This window comes from Vreelandella halophila (assembly GCF_009856365.1).
Lineage (GTDB): Bacteria > Pseudomonadota > Gammaproteobacteria > Pseudomonadales > Oleiphilaceae > Halospina > Halospina utahensis_B.
On the sequence record NZ_WMEX01000001.1, the window covers coordinates 32,303 to 52,182 of the forward strand.

Genomic DNA, 19,880 nt, shown 5'->3' on the forward strand with positions numbered 1-19,880 from the left:
AAGGCCACAGGTTCAGTAAACAGCCAGTGTAAAGGCAGGTGATCCAGTGGCTTCAACAGAGACCGGAAGCAAGCACCCGGTTAGCGATACAGGGCACAGTGATGCCGCGCTTGCGGCGCGCATGGCGGCGATCGAGTCGTCCATCCCTAAGATCGAATTCACGCCGGATGGCATCATTGCGGACGTCAACGATCATTTCCTGAGCGCCGTGGGTTACCAGGCTGACGAGGTGCTGGGGGCGCATCACCGGATCTTCTGCGATGCGGATTACATCGAATCCCGGGCGTACCGTGAGTTCTGGAAGCAGCTGCGTTCCGGGCAATCGCACAAGGGCACCTTCCCGCGCGTGACGGCCAACGGTGATCGGATCTGGCTGGATGCGACCTATTTCCCCATTCTGGATGACCAGGGGCGCGTTAGCCGGATCATGAAGATCGCATCGGATGTGACCGAGGAACATGAACTGCTCATGGACCAGCAGGCCGTGTTCGATGCCATCAACCGTTCCATGGCGGTGATCGAGTTCCTCCCGGACGGCACCATCCTCCAGGCCAATGACAACTTCCTGAATGTGATCGGCTATCGCGCCCAGGACGTGGAAGGGCGCCACCACCGGATCTTCTGCTTTGATGCCTTCTACGAGCAGAATCCGGATTTCTGGGAGCGTCTGGGCAACGGTGAGTTCATGACAGGCCAGTTTGAGCGGCGCCGGGCGGACGGCAGCAAGGTCTGGCTGGAAGCCTCCTACAACCCGGTTCTGGACGAAGCCGGCAACACCCTGAAGGTGGTCAAGTTCGCCAGTGACATCACGGCGTACATGGAGCAGTCCCTGCGTACCCAGGAGGCCGCGTCGGTGGCCTCTTCAACCGCCTCGGAAACGGCGGACATCGCCCGGCGGGCCGGCGAATCCCTGAACCAGTCCCTGGAGACATCCACCCAGATCGACGACGGCGTTGCACGGGTCAGGAGTGTGGTTGAGCAGCTCAACCAGAAGACCGAAAGCATTGAGGAGATGGTGACCACTATCTCCGGTGTGGCCGAGCAGACCAAGATGCTGGCGCTGAACGCTGCGGTTGAGGCGGCACGGGCTGGAGAACACGGGCGTGGCTTCGGCGTGGTGGCCGAGGAGGTGCGCAAGCTCGCCTTCAACTCCCGCGAGGCGAGCCGTGATATCTCGGGCGTGATCAATGCCATTGTGGAGCTGTCGTCGGACGTTGAGAACCAGATCGACCGCGTGGGCACCGTCGCCACCGAGGGTCGCAGCCAGATGAACGACGCCGTCGCCATCGTTGACGACATCCGCAGTGGCGCCCAGCGCGTGCTGGATGCCGTCGAGGGCATCAACCGGGGCCAGTAGAACTCCGGATGCTACCCGCCCCCTTTTCGTGTATGATGCTGCGCTTTTAACGGAGCCGGCTCAGCCCCCTCCGTTCCCTTCCCAGGATCAGGCTGTACCATGTACGAAAAAATAAAGCGGGGTTGGTTTTCCAACCTCAAGGGCGATGCACTGTCGGGCATCGTCGTGGCCCTCGCGTTGATTCCCGAGGCGATTGCCTTCTCCATCATTGCTGGTGTGGATCCCAAGGTGGGGCTCTACGCCTCCTTTGCCATCTGTGTGGTGATCGCCTTCACGGGCGGGCGCCCCGGGATGATCTCGGCGGCCACCGGGGCCATGGCCCTGCTGATGGTCACGCTGGTGAAAGAGCACGGGCTGGAGTACCTTCTGGCGGCCACTCTGCTCACCGGTGTGCTTCAGATTGTCGCCGGTTATCTCAAGCTCGCCGACCTGATGCGCTTTGTCTCGCGCTCGGTGGTGACCGGCTTCGTCAACGCTCTGGCGATACTGATCTTCATGGCCCAGCTGCCGGAGCTCACGGACGTCACCTGGCACGTCTACGCCATGACGGCGGCGGGTCTGGCCATCATCTACGGCTTCCCGTGGTTGCCCCGCATTGGTCGCACCATTCCTTCCCCGCTGGTGTGCATCGTGGTGCTGACCGCGGTCTACATGATCACCGGCATGGAGATCCGCAGTGTGGGTGACATGGGTGAGCTGCCGGACAGCCTGCCGGTCTTCCTGTGGCCGGACATCCCGCTCAACCTGGAAACCCTGACCATCATTTTCCCGACCGCCCTGATGCTGACGGTGGTGGGTCTGCTGGAATCGATGATGACCGCCACCATTGTGGATGACCTGACCGATACCGCGAGTGACAAGAACCGCGAGTGCCGGGGGCAGGGCATTGCCAACATCGGTTCTGGGCTGCTGGGTGGCATGGCTGGCTGCGCGATGATTGGTCAGTCGGTGATCAACATCAAGTCCGGCGGCCGCAGCCGCCTTTCCACCCTGTTTGCGGGGGTGGCACTTCTGATCATGGTGGTCTTTCTGGCGGACTGGGTGTCGCAGATCCCCATGGCGGCCCTGGTCGCGGTGATGATCATGGTGTCCATCGGCACCTTCAGCTGGGAATCCATCCGTGACCTGAAGAAACACCCCATGAGCACGAACATCGTGATGCTGGCGACGGTGGCGGTGACCGTGGGCACCCACAACCTGGCGATCGGTGTCTTCGTGGGCGTGCTGCTCGCGGCGATGTTCTTCGCCAATAAAGTGGGCCAGATCCTGTATGTGGGCTCTGAGGAAACCGACGAGGGCGAGCACCGTATCTACCGCGTCGTGGGTCAGGTATTCTTTGCCTCATCGGAGCGTTTCATGGACGCCTTCGATTTCAAGGAGACCGTGGAGCGGGTCACCATTGACCTGTCCCGAGCCCACTTCTGGGACATCACCGCCGTGGAGGCGCTGGACCGGGTGGTGATCAAGTTCCGCCGCGAAGGCACAGCGGTGGAGCTGATCGGTCTCAACGAGGCGAGCGCCACCATCGTCGACCGCTATGCCGTGCATGATGATCCGGCTGCGGTCGAGAAACTGATGGGAGGCCACTGATGACTCAGGGCGATAACAACAACAGGAATGACATGACCGAACAGGTAATGGCCGCCATCGACGGCTCACAGTTCTCGGAAGCGGTCTGCGACAGTGCCGCCTGGGCCAGCCAGGCGCTGGGCGTGCCGCTGACCTTCCTGCACGTGAATGACAATCATACCGCCCCCGAGGAGCAGGATCTTTCCGGCAACCTCAGCCTCGGGGCGCGTGAGCACCTGATGGAAGAGCTTTCACGCCTTGATGAGGAACGGGCCCGGGTGGCCCAGGAGCAGGGGCGGCTCATGCTGCAGGCGGCGAAGGAGCGTGCCCTTGAGGACGGTGTGGCCGAGGCCGCCACCCGCCAGCGCAACGGTACCCTGGTGGAGACCCTGGAGGAGCTGCAGAGTGAGATCCGCCTGCTGGTACTGGGTAAGCGGGGCGAGGGCGTGGACCAGGCGAGTGAGCACCTCGGCTCCAACCTCGAACGGGTCATCCGTACCCTGCATCGCCCCATACTGATGGTACCGCCGGCTTTCACCCGCCCCGAGAAGGTGATGATCGCCTTTGACGGCAGCAAAACCACGCGCAAGGGTGTGGAAATGCTGGCCCGGAGTCCTCTGTTCGAGGGGGTGACGGTGCATGTGGTGATCGTGGGCGCGGACCTTGCCGACAACCGCTCCCATCTGGACTGGGCCCTGGAGACCCTGCGTGGGGCCGGCCACGATGCCGAGGGTGCCATCCGTCCGGGCGAAGTGGAGGGCACCCTGCACGCCTACCAGGAAGAGCAGGGCATCGACATGCTGGTGATGGGCGCCTACGGCCATTCCCGCATCCGGCACCTGCTGGTGGGCAGCACCACCACGGATATGCTGCGCCGCACCCGGATACCGTTGCTGCTGCTCCGATAGGCCCAGTCTCCGGGTCAGTGCTTCAACCGGAACCATCGGGAGGGCGTATGCAGCCACCGCTTGGCATCATCGAGGGGTTCTACGGGCCACTCTGGTCCTGGCGGGAACGCCGGCGTGTGATGGAACGGCTGAGCCATTACGGCTACTCATTCTACCTCTACGCCCCCAAGGGCGATCCCCTGCTGCGTGAGCAGTGGTTTGAGCCCGTGCCCGCGGATACCCGGGCCGACATGGAAGCATTCGCCTCGGCCTGTCGGGAGCAGGGCGTCCGCTTCGGGGTCGGGTTGAGCCCGCTGGGCGCACTGGAAGCCTTTGACGACGTCATCCGCCAGGCCCTGCTCCACCGTCTGAAGACCCTCGATGGGATCGGGGTCCAGGATCTGGTGATCCAGTTTGACGATGCCCTGGCGGAGCTGCCGGATCTGGCCGCGCGCCAGGTGGAGCTGGTGCACTGGGTGCGTGAGCATTCCGCCGCCGAACGGATCATTGTCTGCCCCAGCTACTACTCCGACGATCCCATGCTGGATGCGCTCTTCGGCACCCGTCCTGAAGGCTACCTGGAGACGCTGGGCGCCTCCCTCGATGACCGCATCGAGGTATTCTGGGCGGGTGAGGAGATCTGCGCCCGCCAGTGGTCCCCGGGGCATCTGGAACGGGTGACGGAACAGCTCCAGCGCCGCCCCTTCCTGTGGGATAACTACCCGGTGAACGACAGCGCCAGCATGGTTGATCACCTGCACCTGCGGGGCTTTACCGGCCGCCCGGCCGCGATGGGCCCACTGTGTTCCGCTCACGCCATCAACCCCGCCTTGCAGCCCACGCTTGCCTGCATTCCCGCGCTTACGCTGGCGGACAGCTATCGCCAGGGTGAGGCCTACCAGTACATGGAATCCTCGCTCACGGCGATGGTCGAGGTACTCGGGGAATCCCTGGCTGCGCAGATGTTTGCGGATCTTCCGGCACTCCAGGACGCGGGGCTGGCAATGGGCAGTGTGCAGAAGCAGCATCTGCGTGCCATCTACGCCGGCTGGGAGCATCCTGCTGCGCGTGAGGTGGTGGACTGGCTGGACGGCCGGTTCAGGGGAGAGGGGGCGCCCTCGCTGTGAGGCCGCCCCGCCACAGCGTCCTATGACGCTGTGGTGATCAGAAGTTGTACTGGACAGCCGCGGAGGCCATGTCCAGATCCGTATCCTCAAGGGTGAAGCGCTCATACTGCAGGCGCAGGTCCGTATGCTCGGTCAGGGTGAGGCGGACGCCGGCGCCATAGAAGGGATCATCGCCACTGTCACTGCTGGTGATTGGGCCCAGACTGCGTTCACGGTCCCAGGAGAGGTTGCCCACTTTCGCATAGGGCGCGAATGTATCGGTCAGCGGCAATGCCACCATGCCGGAGATGGTCTGGCCGTCCGCCTCCATGTCAGCGTTGCCGTCGCTGGTTTCGCCGAAGTCGATGTGCCCGGCCTGGAGGCTGAAGATCCGGCCGAATTCGACACCGCCAAAGGCCCGCCAGGCACTGTGGTCATCCTTGAGGCGGTCGTTCTCGTTCAGAAAATCCTCATCGTCCAGCCGGTAGTAACCGATGCCGCCACCCAGGTACGGGCGGATCTCACGGTCACCACTGGTCTGCGAAACAGCTACTGGTGTGGCGAGCGACAGGCTGATGCCGATGATTGCGATATTGAGGGTGCGTTTCATGACTCGCTTCCTCCATGACGGGAGTTGGGTTTGAGCTCTGTTTCACCTCAGGTCTTCCTGTTTTTCATTGTTTGACTTGTACGCTACCGGGGGCAGTCAGCTGTCCAAAATACAATCCATTCAGGCAGCGGTAATGGACAGGCGCCCGGTTAATCCGGGGAGGAGAAGCGGTACCATGCGCTGTGCGGGGTGGCGGACCGGTTGTGGACGGTAAGGGGGAATTAACGTCTGACAGGGCGCTGTGCGTCCTGTAATGCCTGGAACAACCCCCGGAACCCATGCCGGTTGCCTTGAACTGTGCGCACTGACACGCCGGCTTGTTGGCGTCCGTGTTAGAACTGAGCTTTACTGCATGCATCAATAGCGCGTCACCTCCAACAATAATCCGATACGACGGGGCTTTACATGAAACACACGGTGGTACTGGTCATTGCGTCGCTGGCCCTGACGGGCTGCGCTGGTGGTTACTGGCAATGGGATTCCGACGAGCGCACCACCGGATCCCAGGAGATGGAAGCGCGGGACACGGCGGAGACTGCGCAGGCATCGGAATCCGCGGAGCCGGATCGTCAGGACGATGCCGCAGCAGAGGAGAGCCAGAGCACCACCTCCGGGGCTGATACGGACACCGCGACAGAGGCGACGGCAGCCGCTTCCGAAGAGGAAGCCGTAAGCACGGAGGCCGGGGCGTCTGGAGCAGCGGATGATGAGCAGATGGCTGACGCCTCAACAGACCCGGAGCCAGCACCTGAGCCCGAGCCTGCGTCCGATCCTGAACCGGAACCGCAGCCTGAACCCGAGCCTGAGTCGGCACCTGAGCCTTCATCCGAGCCGGAGCCGGAGCCGGAGCCGGAGACTGAGACTGCATCCGCTTCTGACGCGGAGCCCGCGACCGACACCGGTGCCGAGGAGCAGGAGGTTGGGAACAATCCAGGCAGTAACCTCATGTGCAGTCTGGGTGGTGGGCCTGCGGCCTACGTCAACATGAAGCCCTCGGAACATCCACCGCTGACGGACGGTGAATACCAGCGTCTCCAGCAGCAGCTGCAGGAGCGTGCAGCGGCCGGTGAGGATGTCGCCAAGTATCGTGAGGAGATCGAACGCGGGCGTTCGGAAGGCGGTGTGATGGCCTGGTTCTACCGCTGCTGGCTGGAGACGTCCTGAACGCTGGTATCGCACTTGCATATACTGCCGGGTCATTCACCCGGCAAGGCAGGGCGGCTCCGCATTCATGGCATCCAGGCTGACGGTCTCCATTGGCCAGTGTTCCAGAAAGGGGCACAAAGGCGTTAATCAGGATTTTTACGGTGCATGCCGGCCACAGGGGTCGGAACTGGAGACCAAGGGGATCGCTGTGGCCCTGGCGGACGGCATCGGCAGCAGTGATGTCAGCCAGGTGGCCAGCCAGGCAGCAGTTACCGGGTTTTTCGAGGACTATTACGCCACGCCCGAGGCCTGGTCCGTCAGTAACGCCGCCCAGCGGGTGATTGCCGCCACCAACTCCTGGCTTCACGCCCAGACCCGCCGCAGCCAGTACCGCTACGACATGGATCGCGGCTACGTCTGTACCCTCAGTGCCCTGGTACTGAAGGGCACTTCCGCCCACCTCTTTCATGTCGGTGACAGCCGCATCTACCGGCTCCAGGGCAGCGCGCTCGAGCAGCTCACCGAGGATCACCGCATCCGGGTCTCCCCGGAGGAGAGCCACCTGGCACGGGCCATGGGTGGGGATGAGCGAGTGGAGATCGATTACCAGCGTGTACGCATCGAGCCCGGTGATGTCTTTGTGCTCACGACCGATGGCGTGCATGAATTCCTGAGGCCCGCCGCCATGGCGCGGATGATCGCCGGAGGTGGGGGCGACCTTGATGGGGTGGCCTGCCAGATCGTCGATCAGGCCTACGACGAGGGCAGTGATGACAATCTGACCGTGCAGGTGGTGCGCATTGATTCGGTGCCGGAACAGGCGCAGCCCGCGGAGGCCGTACAGAACCTGATCGGACTGCCGTTTCCCCCGGTGCTGGACCCGCCCGTGATATTCGAGGGCTATCGCCTGCAGCGCCAGCTCCATGCCAGCGCCCGCAGCCATGTCTATCTGGCGGTGGTGGAAAGGACCGGCGAACGGGTCGCACTCAAGACACTGGCCACGGAGATGCGCGATGATCCGGGGCAGGTGGAACACTTCCTGATGGAGGAGTGGATTGCCCAGCGCATCAATCATGCGCATGTGGCCGGCGCCCGTGCGCCGCAGCAGGAACGGCACTATCTCTACACCGTCATGGAATTCATTGAGGGGCGCACCCTGGCCCAGTGGATGACCGACAACCCGCAGCCGACACTCGAGGCCGTACGGGACATCGTGGAACAGGTCGCCAGAGGGCTGCAGGCCTTCCATCGCCTGGAGATGGTGCATCGGGATCTGCGCCCGGCCAATGTCATGATCGACCAGGAGGGCACCGCCAAGCTGATCGATTTCGGCTCGACCCGGGTCCCGGGCGTCCTGGAAATGGTTCCGGTGACCGTCGATGAGGGCCCACTGGGCACTGCCGCCTATTCCGCGCCGGAGTATTTCCTGGAGGGTGAGGGTACGATGCGCTCGGACATCTATTCCCTGGGGGTGATCACCTACCAGATGCTGACCGGCCAGCTGCCCTACGGTACGGAGGTGGCGAAGGCCCGGAGCCGTTCTGCCATGCACCGGCTGCGTTACCAGTCGGTGCGCCTCTATAACCCGGAGCTACCGGTCTGGCTGGATGGAGTGCTGCGAAAGGCACTGCACCCGGATCCCTACAGGCGCTACGAGGCCCTTTCGGAATTCACCTTCAACCTGCGCCACCCCGGCCGCGAGGCCTACAGCCAGGCCCCGCTGCCTCTTGTGGAGAGGGACCCGGTGCGCTTCTGGCAGGGCATGTCACTGGTCCTCGCGAGCGCGGTGGTGGCCCTCCTTGTGTTGCTGTTTGTCTGACGGCTCAGCGCTCCAGGTCGGCGTAGCGGACACCGGTCAGGTCCTCGGAGACGGACCAGAGCTTGTGGGCGACTTCCTGGTTGCGGGCCAGTCGCCTTATATTGGCTTCCGCTGGCATGCCCCAGAGCTCCTGGAAACCATGGGGGCCATAGTACTGGCCAGGCTCCGCCTGGGGTGAGGTGGCCGCGAACACGCTGGGGTAGGCCCCCTTCTCCTGGGACTGCGCGGTCACCGCGTTGAACAGGCTGTGCCCGGGAATGGTGCGCTGCAGGTTGGTCGCTGAGTAGCCCGGGTGTACAGCGATTGACTGGATGGTGTCCCGGGCGCTGCGCAGCCGCCGGTCAAACTCCAGGGCGAACATCAGGTTGGCCAGCTTGCTCTGGCCGTAGAACCGCCAGCGCTGGTAGCCCCTGCTGGCATCCAGGTTCTCGAAATCGAGGCTGCCAATGCGGTGGGCCAGGCTGCTGACGGTCACCACGCGAGCGCGCTCCGCCGCCCGCAGTCGATCCATGAGAAGGCCGGTGAGGGCGAAGTGGCCCAGGTGATTGGTGCCGAACTGCATCTCGAAGCCATCCCGGGTGTACTGCAGGGGCGGCGCCATGACGCCGGCGTTGTTGAGCAGTATGTCCAGCTTCGGGTAGTGGTCGTTGATGCGCTGGGCAAAGTCCCGTATCGAAGACAGGTCTGACAGGTCCAGCTGCATCAGGTTGAGGTCGACATCCGGGGCACGGGCCCGGATGTGGTCCATGGCTGACTGCCCCTTCTCCCGGTTGCGGCATGCCATGATGACGTGGGCGCCCCGTTGGGCCAGCCTGCGCGTGGATTCCAGTCCGAGCCCACTGTTGGCACCGGTAATCAGCACCGTGCGGTCCGTGAGATCCGGAATGTCCGCGGGCGTCCATGGAATGGGGTTGCGGCTCATGGATTGTCCCTCCTGTAGGTTCCTTTCCGCATCAGCCTATACAAGCGCAGAGGCCGGGGCCAGGCATGTCGGTCCTGTTATCCGCCTGTCCCCCGGTCGGCCATTCCTTTACCATGGCGGAGATTCTGCCAGCGAACGACGGAGATGGACTGAATGTTCCTTGCGATACTGATTGGCGGCCTGATTGGCTCGGCCTTCGGCCTGCCCGGTGCCCTCATCGGTGCCCTCATTGGTGGCGGCCTGGTGTACTGGGGGCGCATGAAGCTGTACCGGCGCGTACGTGAGGTCCAGTCGCGCTTCATGGAATCCGTTTTCGCGGTGATGGGGGCCGTCTGCAAGGCCGATGGTGTTGTCACCCAGGACGAGATCCAGGTGGCCGAGGCCCTGTTTGAGCGCTTCCATCTGAATGAAAGCCAGCGCGAAGCCGCCAAGGCCGCCTTCAACCGCGGTAAGGCCGATGACTTCGATCTGGATGCCGAGCTGCGTGAATTCCTGCGCCGCAGCGGTGGCCAGTCCGGCCTGCTGCAGATGTTCCTGCAGGTGCAGGTCGCCGCCGTTGCCGCGGACGGGGAAGTGCACGAGAACGAGCATGACATGCTGGTGCGCGTGGCCCGTGGGCTGGGACTGTCGGAAAGCCAGGTGGAACAGCTCGAGGCCATGCTGCGCGGTGGCGCCGCCGGCGGTGCCGCGGAACAGCAGCAGTCCCTGGAGGATGCCTACAAGGTGCTGGGGGTTTCCCCGGAGGTGAGCGATGCCGAACTCAAGAAGGCCTATCGCAAGCTGATGAGCGAGAACCACCCGGACAAGCTGGCCGGGCGCGGCATGCCCGATAGCATGCGCGAGATGGCCGAAGAAAAGACCCAGGAAATCGCCAACGCGTACGACCGTATCAAGAAAGCGCGCGAACAGGCGGCCTGATTACAGCGCCACGAGAAGGGCCAGCAGCACCAGTTCCGTCAGCACGATGGCCGCGCCGAGCGCATCCCCGGTGTAACCTCCCAGCGCCCGGTGCAGCTGCCAGCCCCATAGAAGCCCGACCAGGGCCGTGGCGACCACGAAAGCCATCATCAATCCCGGCAGCCAGCAGACAGCCACCCCGGCCAGCAGCACGCTGAACACCGTGGCCACCGTCAGCCGGGGCAACGGGAACGTATCCGCGACCGGTTTGGTCTTGCTCGTATCCGTGTCCGTCACATAGGGCATCAGCGCCATCAGGAACAACGGCGTCACGCGCGCCAGCGCCGGCGTGACCAGCAACACCACCCAGATTGGCAGGGGCGCGAGCTCCACCAGCAGCGCCACCTTCAGTGCCAGCGCCCCGACCAGCGCCACCGTCCCGTAGGTCCCGATGCGGCTGTCCTTCATGATGGTCAGACGTTTCTCCACCGTGAACCCGCCGCCCAGCGCATCCACCGCATCCGCCAGCCCATCCTCATGAAAGGCGCCGGTCAGCCAGAGGTGGAAAATCACCACCCCGATGACACTTACCACCAGCGGAAAGAACGCCGCCAGCACCTGGTACCCCAGAGCACAGAGCGCTCCCAGAACCAGTCCCGCCAGCGGGAAGTACATACTGCTCTGGTTCATCAGCTGCTGCGAATAATCAATCCGCACCGGCATCGGAATACGGCTGATGAATCCCAGACAGAGCCAGAAGGCCTGCCACTCGTGCTGCAAGGTGGTTTTCATAATGATTCCCGGTTTGTTTCCCATGTAGGAGCGAGCTTGCTCGCGATAAGACAGGAATCGCCTGCAAGCAGGCTCCTACAGTGGCGGTGCATCGATCTAGACCCTGACGGGAATCAGTGCGCCTCGTCCCAGTTCTTCCCTACACCCGCCTCAACGAGCAACGGCACCTCAAGCTGGGCCGCCCCACTCATCAGCTCCTCAAGCAACGACCCCAACTGCGACACCTGGTCCTCCCGGACCTCCACGATCAGTTCGTCGTGCACCTGCATCGTCATGCGCGCATCAAACCCGGAGTCCGCGATGCGATTCTCGACCATCACCATCGCCTTCTTGATGATGTCCGCTGCCGTGCCCTGCATGGGTGCGTTGATGGCCGTGCGCTCCGCGCCCTGGCGCAGCTGACCGTTGCGGCTGTTGATCTCCGGCAGGTAGAGGCGCCGGCCGAACAGCGTCTCCACATAGCCCTGGTCATGGGCCGTCTTGCGGATGCGGTCCATGTACTCGAGCACGCCGGGGTAACGCTCGAAATAGCGGTCGATGTAGCCCTGGGCCTCATCCCGGGGAATGCCCAGCTGGCGCCCCAGCCCCCAGGCCGACATGCCGTAGATGAGCCCGAAGTTGATGGCCTTGGCATCCCGGCGCTGGGAGTCACTCACGTCCTGACGCGCCACGCCGAAGACTTCCGAGGCCGTGGCCTTGTGGATGTCCTCACCATGGGCGAAGGCGTTCAGCAGCCCCCGGTCGCCGGACAGGTGCGCCATGATGCGCAGCTCGATCTGGGAATAGTCCGCCGCGATCAGCCGGTAGCCCTCCGGCGCGACGAAGGCCTGGCGGATGCGCCGGCCCTCCTCGGTGCGGATGGGGATGTTCTGAAGGTTCGGGTCCGAGGACGAGAGCCGCCCGGTGGCCGTCACCGCCTGGTGGTAGGAGGTGTGGATACGCCCGGTGCGTGCGTTGATCACCTCCGGCAGCCGGTCCGTGTAGGTGGACTTGAGCTTGCTCAGGCTGCGGTGCTCCAGGATCACGCGCGGCAGTTCGTAGTCCACCGCCAGTTCCTGGAGCACCGGCTCGGCCGTGGAAGGCGCTCCCTTGGGCGTCTTCTTGAGCACCGGCATGCCCAGCTTCTCATAGAAGATCTTCTGCAGCTGCTGGGGCGAGCCCAGATTGAACTCCTCGCCGGCCTGCTCCCAGGCCTGCTCCTCCAGGGCCTTCATGCGCTCGGCCAGTTCGCCACTCTGGGTGGCCAGAAGGTTGGCATCCACCAGGGTGCCGCGGTATTCCATGTGGGCCAGCACCGGCACCAGCGGCAGCTCGATGTCGTGGTAGACCGACTCTAGGGACGGGTCGTCCTTCAGGCGCGGGCGCAGCGTCTCATGCAGCTGGAAGGTGATGTCCGCGTCTTCGGCAGCATAGTGGGCGGCGGTTTCCAGCTCGATCTCGTCGAAACGTTTCTGCTTGGCACCCTTGCCGGCGATGCTTTCGAAGCTGGTGACCTCGCGCTCCAGGTAACGCTGGGCCAGGGTGCCCATGTCGTGGCGCGAGCCCGATGAGTTCAGCACGTAGGACTGGAGCATGGTGTCTTCGATGCCGCCGCGCAGGGTGATGGCGTGGTTGGCTAGCACATTGATGTCGTACTTGAGGTTCTGGCCGATCTTGACCCGTGCCGGGTCCTCCAGCAGTGGGCGCAGCTGCTCCAGTACGTCGTCGCATTCCAGCTGATCCGGTGCGCCCAGATAACTGTGCCCCAGGGGTACGTAGGCGGCGGTACCGGACTCGACGGCAAAGGAAACGCCCACGATGCGCGCGTCCATGTAATTGAGGCTGGTGGTTTCCGTGTCGAAGGCGAACGCCGGCGCATCGCGCAGCGTGGTCAGCCAGGCATCCAGCGCTTCCTGATCCAGGACAGTGTGGTAATCCGTGCTCGCCGGTGTGTTCGCGGTGTTCGGATTCTCGCCTGCGTCGGATTGCGGTTGCTCGCCGCCGCCGTTTTCCAGTTCCCGGATCCAGCCGCGGAACTCCATCTCCCGGAACTGCTCCAGCAGTTGATCCCGGTCCACCGGTTCAGGATCCAGCGCTTCCACGCTGTAGCCCAGGTCCAGCTCCGTGCGGATACGGGCCAGATCCCGGCTCAGGGGTAATTGGTCAAGGGCCGCGCGCAGGTTCTCGCCGATCTTGCCGCCCACTTCATCCGCATGGGCCATGAGGTTGTCCAGGTTGTCGTACTGCTGGAGCCACTTCACGGCCGTCTTGGGCCCGCACTTGGTTACGCCGGGGATGTTGTCCACGGTATCGCCCACCAGTGCCAGGTAGTCCACGATCTGCTCCGGGGTCACGCCGAACTTCTCGATCACGCCCTCCCGGTCCATCGTGGTCTCATTCATGGTGTTGATCAGCGAGACATGGTCGCTGACCAGCTGGGCCATGTCCTTGTCGCCGGTGGAGATGATCACGTCCACCCCCTTGTCCGTGGCCTCGTTGGCCAGGGTGCCGATGACGTCATCCGCCTCCATACCCTCTTCGATCAGCAGCGGCAGGCCCATGGCGCGGATGATGGCGTGGATGGGCTGGATCTGGCCGGCCAGCTCCTCGGGCATTTCCGGGCGGTTGGCCTTGTAGTCCTCGTACAGCTCGTGCCGGAAGGTTTTGCCGCGGGGGTCGAAGACCACGGCAATGGGGGAGCCGGGATAATCCTGCTGCAGCCGGCGGATCATGCTGATCACGCCCTTGACCGCACCCGTGGGCTGGCCGTTGGAGGTGGTCAGTGGCGGCAGGGCATGGAAGGCGCGGAACAGATAGGAAGAGCCGTCCACTAGGACGACAGGGCGGTCTTTGCTGAGCTCAATCATGGAGGTGTCGCTTCAGGGTATGGTAACGCGGAGTGTTTCAGAACGGGGGCTTTCCAGTCCAGAGGTGTCCAGGGTGGAGACGGCGAACTGGTATTCCCCTGAGGGCAGCTGAGAGGGCTGCCACTGAGTGGTGCCGGCTTGCTCAATCACCTGGACATCGAAGTCGGGGTCCCCCGATTGGCGGTAATAGACCCGGTACCCCTCGATTTCCCCGGGGTAGAGCTTGCTGCCGTCGACGCGGGTAAGCGGTGCCTCCCAGCCCAGGGTTACGGTGTTGTCCTCGTCGCTGCTGGACACGCACCCTGAAATCAGAAAGACGGGGATCAGGGCGTATAATCTCAGGCGGAATCCGAACATGGACGCCATTATGAGGTTATTTCCGGCGACTGCAACCCGCTTTTTTACACCATTAGTATGTGTATTCTAATTATTCCCCGTAGTGTGCATGGTGAAGTAATCAATGGGCGCAGGCGCGCCGAATGATCCATTCAAAGGAGGTTCATCATGAGTAAGATCCGCGATTATCAGCAGCAGGTACAGGACGTGATCGAAAAGGGCATCAACACTGTTGAGAAGCAGCACAAGACCCTGGCCGAGCGGCCCTTCGAACTTGCCGAGAAGGTTGAGCAGCAGGCCAAGAGCTACAGTGTGAAGTCCGTGCGCGCCAAGCACGACGACTACGCCAATACCGCGTACGAAACCCTGCGCGTGTGGAACCAGCGTCTGGGCGACTATGCCAACAGCCTGATCGGCCGCTTCGACAAGGAAGCAGCTCCGGCTGAGAAGCAGGCTGAGCAGAAGAGCGCCAGCAGTGCCCAGTCCGGCGCCCAGAAGAAGTCCGCATCCAGCGCCAGCAAGCAGTCCAGCGGTGCCAAGAAGAGCACCGGCGGCGCGAAGAAGCAGACTGAGAGTCAGGCTTCCGCGTAAAGCCTCAGCCTTCGGGCTGAAATGGAACGGGCAGTGGCGCGAGCCGCTGCCCGTTTTTTTATGGAATGTCAGTCGCCCATCGTGGCCAGTTCCTCGCGGGCCGTCTCTTCCTCCGGGATGGTCAGGGGTAAACTGCGCTTCTTCCCGGTCAGCTTCTCAAGGCGTTTGATCTTGTCCCGGTAGTCCTCACGGGTCTGTTCCGCCCTGCTGATCTCTTGCTGGATCTCGTTCAGCAGAGCGGTTTTTTCGGCGCGCTGGGTTTCCATCTTCTCACGCAGTGATTCCGGAACCTCCTGGCCGGTACGTTCCTGGTTGGCGGCACGTTTCTGGAGGTTCGCGATCTGCCCTTCGATATTTTTTATGTTGGCCAGCTTCAGGCGCACGGTTCCGAAGCGCTCGCGCAGCTTGCGCTGAAGGGCGCGCACCGCGTCATCCGGTGAGCTGTACTGGCGCAGCAGCCGCCGGTCCTCTTTTTTCTGTTCCTCGCGTTCCTTTTCGAGCCGTTCCTGGCGTTCGCGTTCCCGACGGCGTTCGGCCAGCTCTTCCTCGGTCGGCGGTGGCGGGACCTTCTCGATGACGCGGCCACTTTTGTTGAGCACTTCATAACCCTGTTTGAGCGCTTCCCGGGGCAGTGTGTTGCTCATGACCGTCCTGCCCTCGTCGGTCTCATACCGGTACATCTCGCCGAAGACGGGCGCGGTCAGGGTCAGGCACAGTGCAGTCAGTAACCATCGGTACATCGGGGGTTCTCTCCAGTCCGCGTGCTCACGCCACGCCGTAGGTGTCCCGGTAGCGGGCTACTTCTTCAGCATAGTCCGACATGTCCGGCAGTTCGCGCAGGTACTCCAGGATCTGGTCGAGGCTGATGATGCTCACCACCGGTATGTCGAATTCCGCCTCCACCTCCTGGATGGCGGAGCGTTCCGCCTGGCCCTTTTCCTGGCGGTCCAGAGCCACCAGGACGCCGGCCGGTGTTGCGCCTGCGGCCTGGATGCGCTCGATGGATTCACGCACGGCGGTGCCGGCGGTGATCACGTCGTCCACGATCAGGACCCGGCCTTCCAGCGGGGCGCCCACGATGTCGCCGCCCTCGCCGTGGGCCTTGTCTTCCTTGCGGTTGAAGGCCCAGGGCAGGTCCAGGCGATGGTGGGTGGCCAGTGCCGAGGCGGTGGCGGTGGCCAGGGGAATGCCCTTGTAGGCCGGGCCGAAGACCATGTCGCACTCCAGGTCGCTGCGTGTCAGCGCCTGGGCATAGGCCTGGCCGAGCCGGGCCAGATCGCTGCCGCGCTGGAAAAGGCCCGTATTGAAGAAATACGGGCTGGTGCGGCCGGATTTCAGTTCGAACTCCCCGAAGCGGAGCACTTTGCGGGCAATGGCGAACTCGATGAACTCTCTCTGATAGGTTTCGATCATAGGGGCCTTCGGGGTCAGCGTATTTTGTCCATTGGCAAGCATGGGTATGATACACACAAATCGATACTGGAATCATTTATGCGGGTCGTTACAGTCAGTGTCAACGGATTGCGCGAGGCAATCAGCAAGGGGTTTTTCGAGTGGCTCGCGGAGCAGGATGCGGACGTGGTGGCGGTTCAGGATCACCGGGTGCGGGTCGCGGAGATCGAGGATGATCCGGCGCTGACCCCCGAGGGCTATCAGGCCTGGTTCGTGGATGCGGAGAATCCGGAAAGCGGCGGTGTGGGGTTCTACACCCGGCATTTCCCCAAGGCCATCATCTACGGCTTCAACTACGGGCCCGGGGATATGGAGGGCCGTTATCTGCAGGCGGACTTCCAGAAACTGAGTGTGGCGTCCGTGCTGGCGCCGGCGGCCGACGAGGCCGGTGGGGAGCAGGCCCGCGACGCCTTCATGGAGGCCTTCCTGACCCATACCGGCAAGACCGCCCGGAAGCGGCGCCAGTACATCATCTGCGCCAATCTGCGCACCGCCCACCGGGACGAGGACGCCGACTCCTTCTTCCACCGCCAGCCTGTTTCCGGATTCCTGCCCCATGAACGGGCCTGGATGGACGAGCTGTTCAACCAGCAGGGCTACCTGGATGCTTTCCGCTCACTGGAGGCGGATGACAGGGCAGCCTCCTGGTGGCCGGAGTGGGCGCGCAACTGGCGTCGGGCCGCCGGCTGGCGGACGGACTACCAGATGCTGACACCGGGCCTGCACGATGCGCTTGAGGATGGCTGGATCGACACGGACGCGGGGTTCTCCGACCACGCGCCCGTGGTGATGGATTACCGCATCTCGCCGGAGTGATTACCCGGCAAGCGCGGCCTTCTGGGCCTCGAACAGCTCGTTGATGCCCTTGCGTGCCAGACCCAGCATGGCATCCAGCTCCTGCTGCTCGAACGACTCGCCTTCCGCCGTACCCTGGATCTCGATGAAGCCGCCCCTGTCCGTCATGATCACGTTCATGTCGGTCTCCGCCGAGGAATCCTCCGGATAGTCCAGGTCCAGAACGGGCGTGCCGTCATAGACGCCCACCGAAATGGCGCCGACCATCTGCTTGAGCGGGCTGCGGCTCAACCGGCCGTTGGCGACCAGGGTGTTGAGGGCATCCACCAGGGCCACACAGCCGCCGGTGATCGCCGCGGTACGGGTGCCGCCATCGGCCTGGATAACGTCGCAGTCAATCACGATGCTGTGCTCGCCCAGCGCTTCCAGGTCCACGGCCGCGCGCAGTGAGCGTCCGATCAGGCGCTGGATCTCGATGGTGCGCCCGCCCTGCTTGCCGCGGCTGGCCTCACGGCCCATGCGGTCGCCGGTGGAACGGGGCAGCATGCCGTACTCGGCGGTTACCCAGCCCTGGCCCTGGCCTTTGAGGAAGGGGGGCACTTTGTTCTCCACACTGGCGGTACAGATCACGCGGGTGTCACCGAACTCGGTCAGGACGGCCCCCTCGGCGTGCTTGGTGTAGTGGCGGGTCAGGCGGATATCGCGCAGTTGATCGGGGTTTCGGCCACTCGGGCGCATGCTCGCTCCTCAGGGTTGATGGATGGTCAGGGCGCAGAGTCTAGCATGCCAGCCGGGGTACGGGCGTGCGCTTGCCAGCGGTGATATACTGCGCGGTTCATGCTCGAGCGCAACGGGAGTGGCCATGGCCACACTGAACAGCATGACGGCGTTCGCGCGCCGCCGGAGCCAGGCGGCGTGGGGCACGCTGACGTGCGAATGCCGCACCGTGAATCACCGCTATCTGGATCCATCCCTGCGTCTGCCGGAACCGCTGCGTCACCGGGAGATGGCGTACCGGGAACGCCTTGGCCGGCGTCTCTCACGGGGGCGGGTGGAACTCCAGTTCCGGCTGGAGGAGGCTGAGCGGGCGTCCGGTGAGGAGCCGGACCCGGTGGCGCTGCGCCGCCTGCGCCAGGCCATGGTCCGGGTGGAGCAGGAGATCGGGGACACGGCACCGGTCTCACCACTGGATGTCCTGCGGTGGCCGGGCGTGCTCGCCGGTGGCGAATTGCCGGAGGAAGCCGTTGTGGCAGCCGCGGACGAGCTGCTTGAGCTTACCCTTGATGACGTGGATGAGCAGCGCCGCCGGGAAGGTGAGCGCCTGGTGCCCCTGCTGGAGGAACGGCTGGGTGCCATTGAGGCGTACGTGGCGGAACTGCGTCGGAGCATGCCGGAATGGCGAGAGCAGCAGCGCCAGCGGTTGGTGGAGCGTCTGGCGGAGCTTGGAGCTGAACCGGCGGATGAGCGCCTGGCGCAGGAACTGGCAATCCTGGCCCAGAAAGCGGACGTATCCGAGGAGCTGGACCGGCTTGATGCCCATGTTGCGGAAGTCCGGGCAGCGCTGGAACAGACCGGTCCGGTGGGTCGGCGCCTGGATTTCCTGATGCAGGAACTCAACCGGGAGGCCAACACCCTCAGCAGCAAGTCCACGGCGGCGGAACTGACCCGTGTGGCGGTGGAGATCAAGGTGCTGATTGAACAGACGCGCGAACAAGTACAGAACGTGGAGTAATCCGATCATGAGCGAGCAGCCTTACCTGGGCACGCTATTTGTGGTGTCGGCGCCTTCCGGGGCGGGCAAGACCAGCCTGGTATCCCAGGCGCTGGAGCGCGACCCGGCACTGACCGTTTCGGTGTCGCACACCACACGGCCGGCGCGCCCGGGCGAGCAGGATGGCGTCAACTATCACTTCGTCACCGAGCAGGAGTTCCTGTCGCTCATGGAAGCGGGCACCTTCCTGGAGCACGCGCAGGTGTTCGACAACTACTACGGCACCTCCGGGGACTGGGTGGATGAGCAGCTTGCCGCCGGCCTGGACGTGATCCTGGAGATCGACTGGCAGGGCGCGCAGCAGATCCGGCGACTGCGCCCGCACGCTGTCTCCGTGTTCATTGTGCCGCCCTCGCCGGAAGCGCTGCGCGAGCGGCTCCAGGGGCGCGGCCAGGACAGTGACGAGGTGATCGAGCGCCGGCTGCGCGAGGCCGCTGAGGAGTGCCGGCATGTGGCCGAATACGATTACTTGGTGGTCAATGACGACTTTGAACGGGCCCTGGATGAACTGCTGGTGGTCTTCCGCGCCCAGCGCCAGTGCCTGAGCCGTCAGAGCCAGCGTCATGAGACCCTGCTGAGGGCCCTCTCCCTGGCCGATCAGTGATGGCCAGAAACCGATCACTGGGTTACACTGTGCGATCCGCAGTGACCCAAACACGAACAGAGGTACTCCATGGCACGCGTCACCGTTGAGGACTGTCTCGACCACGTCGACAACCGCTTCCAGCTTGTCATGCTCTCCACCAGGCGGGCCCGCCAGCTGGCCACCTATGGCAGTGAGCCCAAGGTTCCGCCGGAGAACGACAAGCCCACGGTTCTGGCACTGCGCGAGATTGCCGCAGGCAAGATCAGCTTCGAGAGCGTCGAAGCCGATGAGCGGGCAATGCAGGCGGAATCCGCGGAGTCGCCCTCACGCAGCACCGAGGCCGCATCCGGCGAGGAAGGCGAAGCCGCAGGCTGAAACCAGCCGGCCGTGATCCTGTA

Annotated in this window: 20 protein-coding genes; 12 read left to right on the forward strand and 8 right to left on the reverse strand. The window is 63.7% G+C overall.

The annotated features are described in order from the left end of the window. Positions 1-46: 46 nt before the first annotated feature. The 4 genes from GLW01_RS00155 (at position 47) to GLW01_RS00170 (ending at position 4,940) form a co-directional block, all read left to right on the forward strand. A complete protein-coding gene (locus tag GLW01_RS00155) occupies positions 47-1,357 on the forward strand; it encodes a methyl-accepting chemotaxis protein (protein WP_202405493.1) in 1,311 nt (436 codons plus the stop codon). Positions 1,358-1,456: 99 nt separating this feature from the next. Beyond that, entirely contained in the window at positions 1,457-2,947 is a 1,491-nt protein-coding gene (locus tag GLW01_RS00160) for a SulP family inorganic anion transporter (protein WP_160897692.1), read from the forward strand. Between the two features lie 32 nt (positions 2,948-2,979). Continuing rightward, positions 2,980-3,834, forward strand: a complete 855-nt coding sequence (locus GLW01_RS00165) for a universal stress protein (protein WP_151441252.1) — start codon at positions 2,980-2,982, stop codon at positions 3,832-3,834. Positions 3,835-3,881: 47 nt separating this feature from the next. Continuing rightward, positions 3,882-4,940: a beta-N-acetylglucosaminidase domain-containing protein gene (locus tag GLW01_RS00170; protein ID WP_160897693.1), complete on the forward strand. Its 1,059-nt coding sequence runs from the start codon at positions 3,882-3,884 to the stop codon at positions 4,938-4,940. 37 nt (positions 4,941-4,977) lie between these two features. Here the strand turns inward: GLW01_RS00170 and GLW01_RS00175 are convergent, their stop codons facing one another. Beyond that, complete coding sequence (locus GLW01_RS00175; RefSeq protein ID WP_160897694.1) at positions 4,978-5,529, reverse strand: porin family protein; 552 nt, start codon at positions 5,527-5,529, stop codon at positions 4,978-4,980. Positions 5,530-5,934: 405 nt separating this feature from the next. Between GLW01_RS00175 and GLW01_RS00180 the strand changes: the two genes are divergently transcribed. After that, positions 5,935-6,693 carry a hypothetical protein gene (locus GLW01_RS00180; protein ID WP_160897695.1) on the forward strand — a complete coding sequence of 253 codons (759 nt, stop codon included), beginning with the start codon at positions 5,935-5,937 and terminating at the stop codon, positions 6,691-6,693. Positions 6,694-6,760: 67 nt separating this feature from the next. Next, the gene (locus GLW01_RS00185; protein WP_160897696.1) at positions 6,761-8,494 is read left to right on the forward strand and encodes a bifunctional protein-serine/threonine kinase/phosphatase; all 1,734 of its coding nucleotides are present in this window, start codon (positions 6,761-6,763) and stop codon (positions 8,492-8,494) included. A gap of 4 nt (positions 8,495-8,498) precedes the next feature. Here GLW01_RS00185 and GLW01_RS00190 read toward each other — a convergent pair whose 3' ends face one another. Continuing rightward, entirely contained in the window at positions 8,499-9,416 is a 918-nt protein-coding gene (locus GLW01_RS00190; protein WP_192497379.1) for an oxidoreductase, read from the reverse strand. 153 nt (positions 9,417-9,569) lie between these two features. Between GLW01_RS00190 and djlA the strand changes: the two genes are divergently transcribed. After that, positions 9,570-10,334 carry a co-chaperone DjlA gene (gene djlA / locus GLW01_RS00195; RefSeq protein WP_160897697.1) on the forward strand — a complete coding sequence of 255 codons (765 nt, stop codon included), beginning with the start codon at positions 9,570-9,572 and terminating at the stop codon, positions 10,332-10,334. On the opposite strand, the gene cobS is transcribed toward djlA, so the two are convergent. The 3 genes from cobS to GLW01_RS00210 all read right to left on the reverse strand — a co-directional run bounded on the left by cobS (position 10,335) and on the right by GLW01_RS00210 (position 14,317). After that, the gene (gene cobS / locus GLW01_RS00200; RefSeq protein WP_160897698.1) at positions 10,335-11,105 is read right to left on the reverse strand and encodes an adenosylcobinamide-GDP ribazoletransferase; all 771 of its coding nucleotides are present in this window, start codon (positions 11,103-11,105) and stop codon (positions 10,335-10,337) included. A gap of 113 nt (positions 11,106-11,218) precedes the next feature. After that, complete coding sequence (gene polA, locus GLW01_RS00205) at positions 11,219-13,951, reverse strand: DNA polymerase I (RefSeq protein WP_095616476.1); 2,733 nt, start codon at positions 13,949-13,951, stop codon at positions 11,219-11,221. A gap of 12 nt (positions 13,952-13,963) precedes the next feature. Next, positions 13,964-14,317, reverse strand: coding sequence for a fibronectin type III domain-containing protein (locus GLW01_RS00210; RefSeq protein ID WP_151441194.1), 354 nt, complete (start codon positions 14,315-14,317; stop codon positions 13,964-13,966). Positions 14,318-14,455: 138 nt separating this feature from the next. On the opposite strand from GLW01_RS00210, the gene GLW01_RS00215 reads away from it, so the two are divergent. After that, positions 14,456-14,878, forward strand: a complete 423-nt coding sequence (locus tag GLW01_RS00215; RefSeq protein WP_151441195.1) for a hypothetical protein — start codon at positions 14,456-14,458, stop codon at positions 14,876-14,878. A 68-nt stretch (positions 14,879-14,946) separates the two neighbouring features. On the opposite strand, the gene GLW01_RS00220 is transcribed toward GLW01_RS00215, so the two are convergent. Together GLW01_RS00220 and pyrE are read right to left on the reverse strand one after the other, a co-directional pair. Then, positions 14,947-15,618, reverse strand: coding sequence for a DUF4124 domain-containing protein (locus GLW01_RS00220; protein WP_160897699.1), 672 nt, complete (start codon positions 15,616-15,618; stop codon positions 14,947-14,949). 25 nt (positions 15,619-15,643) lie between these two features. Continuing rightward, entirely contained in the window at positions 15,644-16,291 is a 648-nt protein-coding gene (pyrE, locus tag GLW01_RS00225) for an orotate phosphoribosyltransferase (RefSeq protein ID WP_202405495.1), read from the reverse strand. A 78-nt stretch (positions 16,292-16,369) separates the two neighbouring features. Between pyrE and GLW01_RS00230 the strand changes: the two genes are divergently transcribed. After that, a complete protein-coding gene (locus GLW01_RS00230; protein WP_095616480.1) occupies positions 16,370-17,146 on the forward strand; it encodes an exodeoxyribonuclease III in 777 nt (258 codons plus the stop codon). Here GLW01_RS00230 and rph read toward each other — a convergent pair whose 3' ends face one another. Further along, the gene (gene rph / locus GLW01_RS00235; protein ID WP_151441197.1) at positions 17,147-17,863 is read right to left on the reverse strand and encodes a ribonuclease PH; all 717 of its coding nucleotides are present in this window, start codon (positions 17,861-17,863) and stop codon (positions 17,147-17,149) included. It lies immediately after the preceding gene. A 124-nt stretch (positions 17,864-17,987) separates the two neighbouring features. Here rph and GLW01_RS00240 point away from each other — a divergent pair, with 124 nt between their 5' ends. The 3 genes from GLW01_RS00240 (at position 17,988) to rpoZ (ending at position 19,857) form a co-directional block, all read left to right on the forward strand. Further along, the gene (locus tag GLW01_RS00240; RefSeq protein WP_237416448.1) at positions 17,988-18,857 is read left to right on the forward strand and encodes a YicC/YloC family endoribonuclease; all 870 of its coding nucleotides are present in this window, start codon (positions 17,988-17,990) and stop codon (positions 18,855-18,857) included. A gap of 7 nt (positions 18,858-18,864) precedes the next feature. Next, entirely contained in the window at positions 18,865-19,500 is a 636-nt protein-coding gene (gmk, locus tag GLW01_RS00245; protein ID WP_160897700.1) for a guanylate kinase, read from the forward strand. Positions 19,501-19,569: 69 nt separating this feature from the next. Next, on the forward strand, positions 19,570-19,857 hold the full coding sequence (gene rpoZ / locus GLW01_RS15705) for a DNA-directed RNA polymerase subunit omega (RefSeq protein WP_095616495.1): 288 nt from the start codon (positions 19,570-19,572) through the stop codon (positions 19,855-19,857). Positions 19,858-19,880 lie beyond the last annotated feature (23 nt).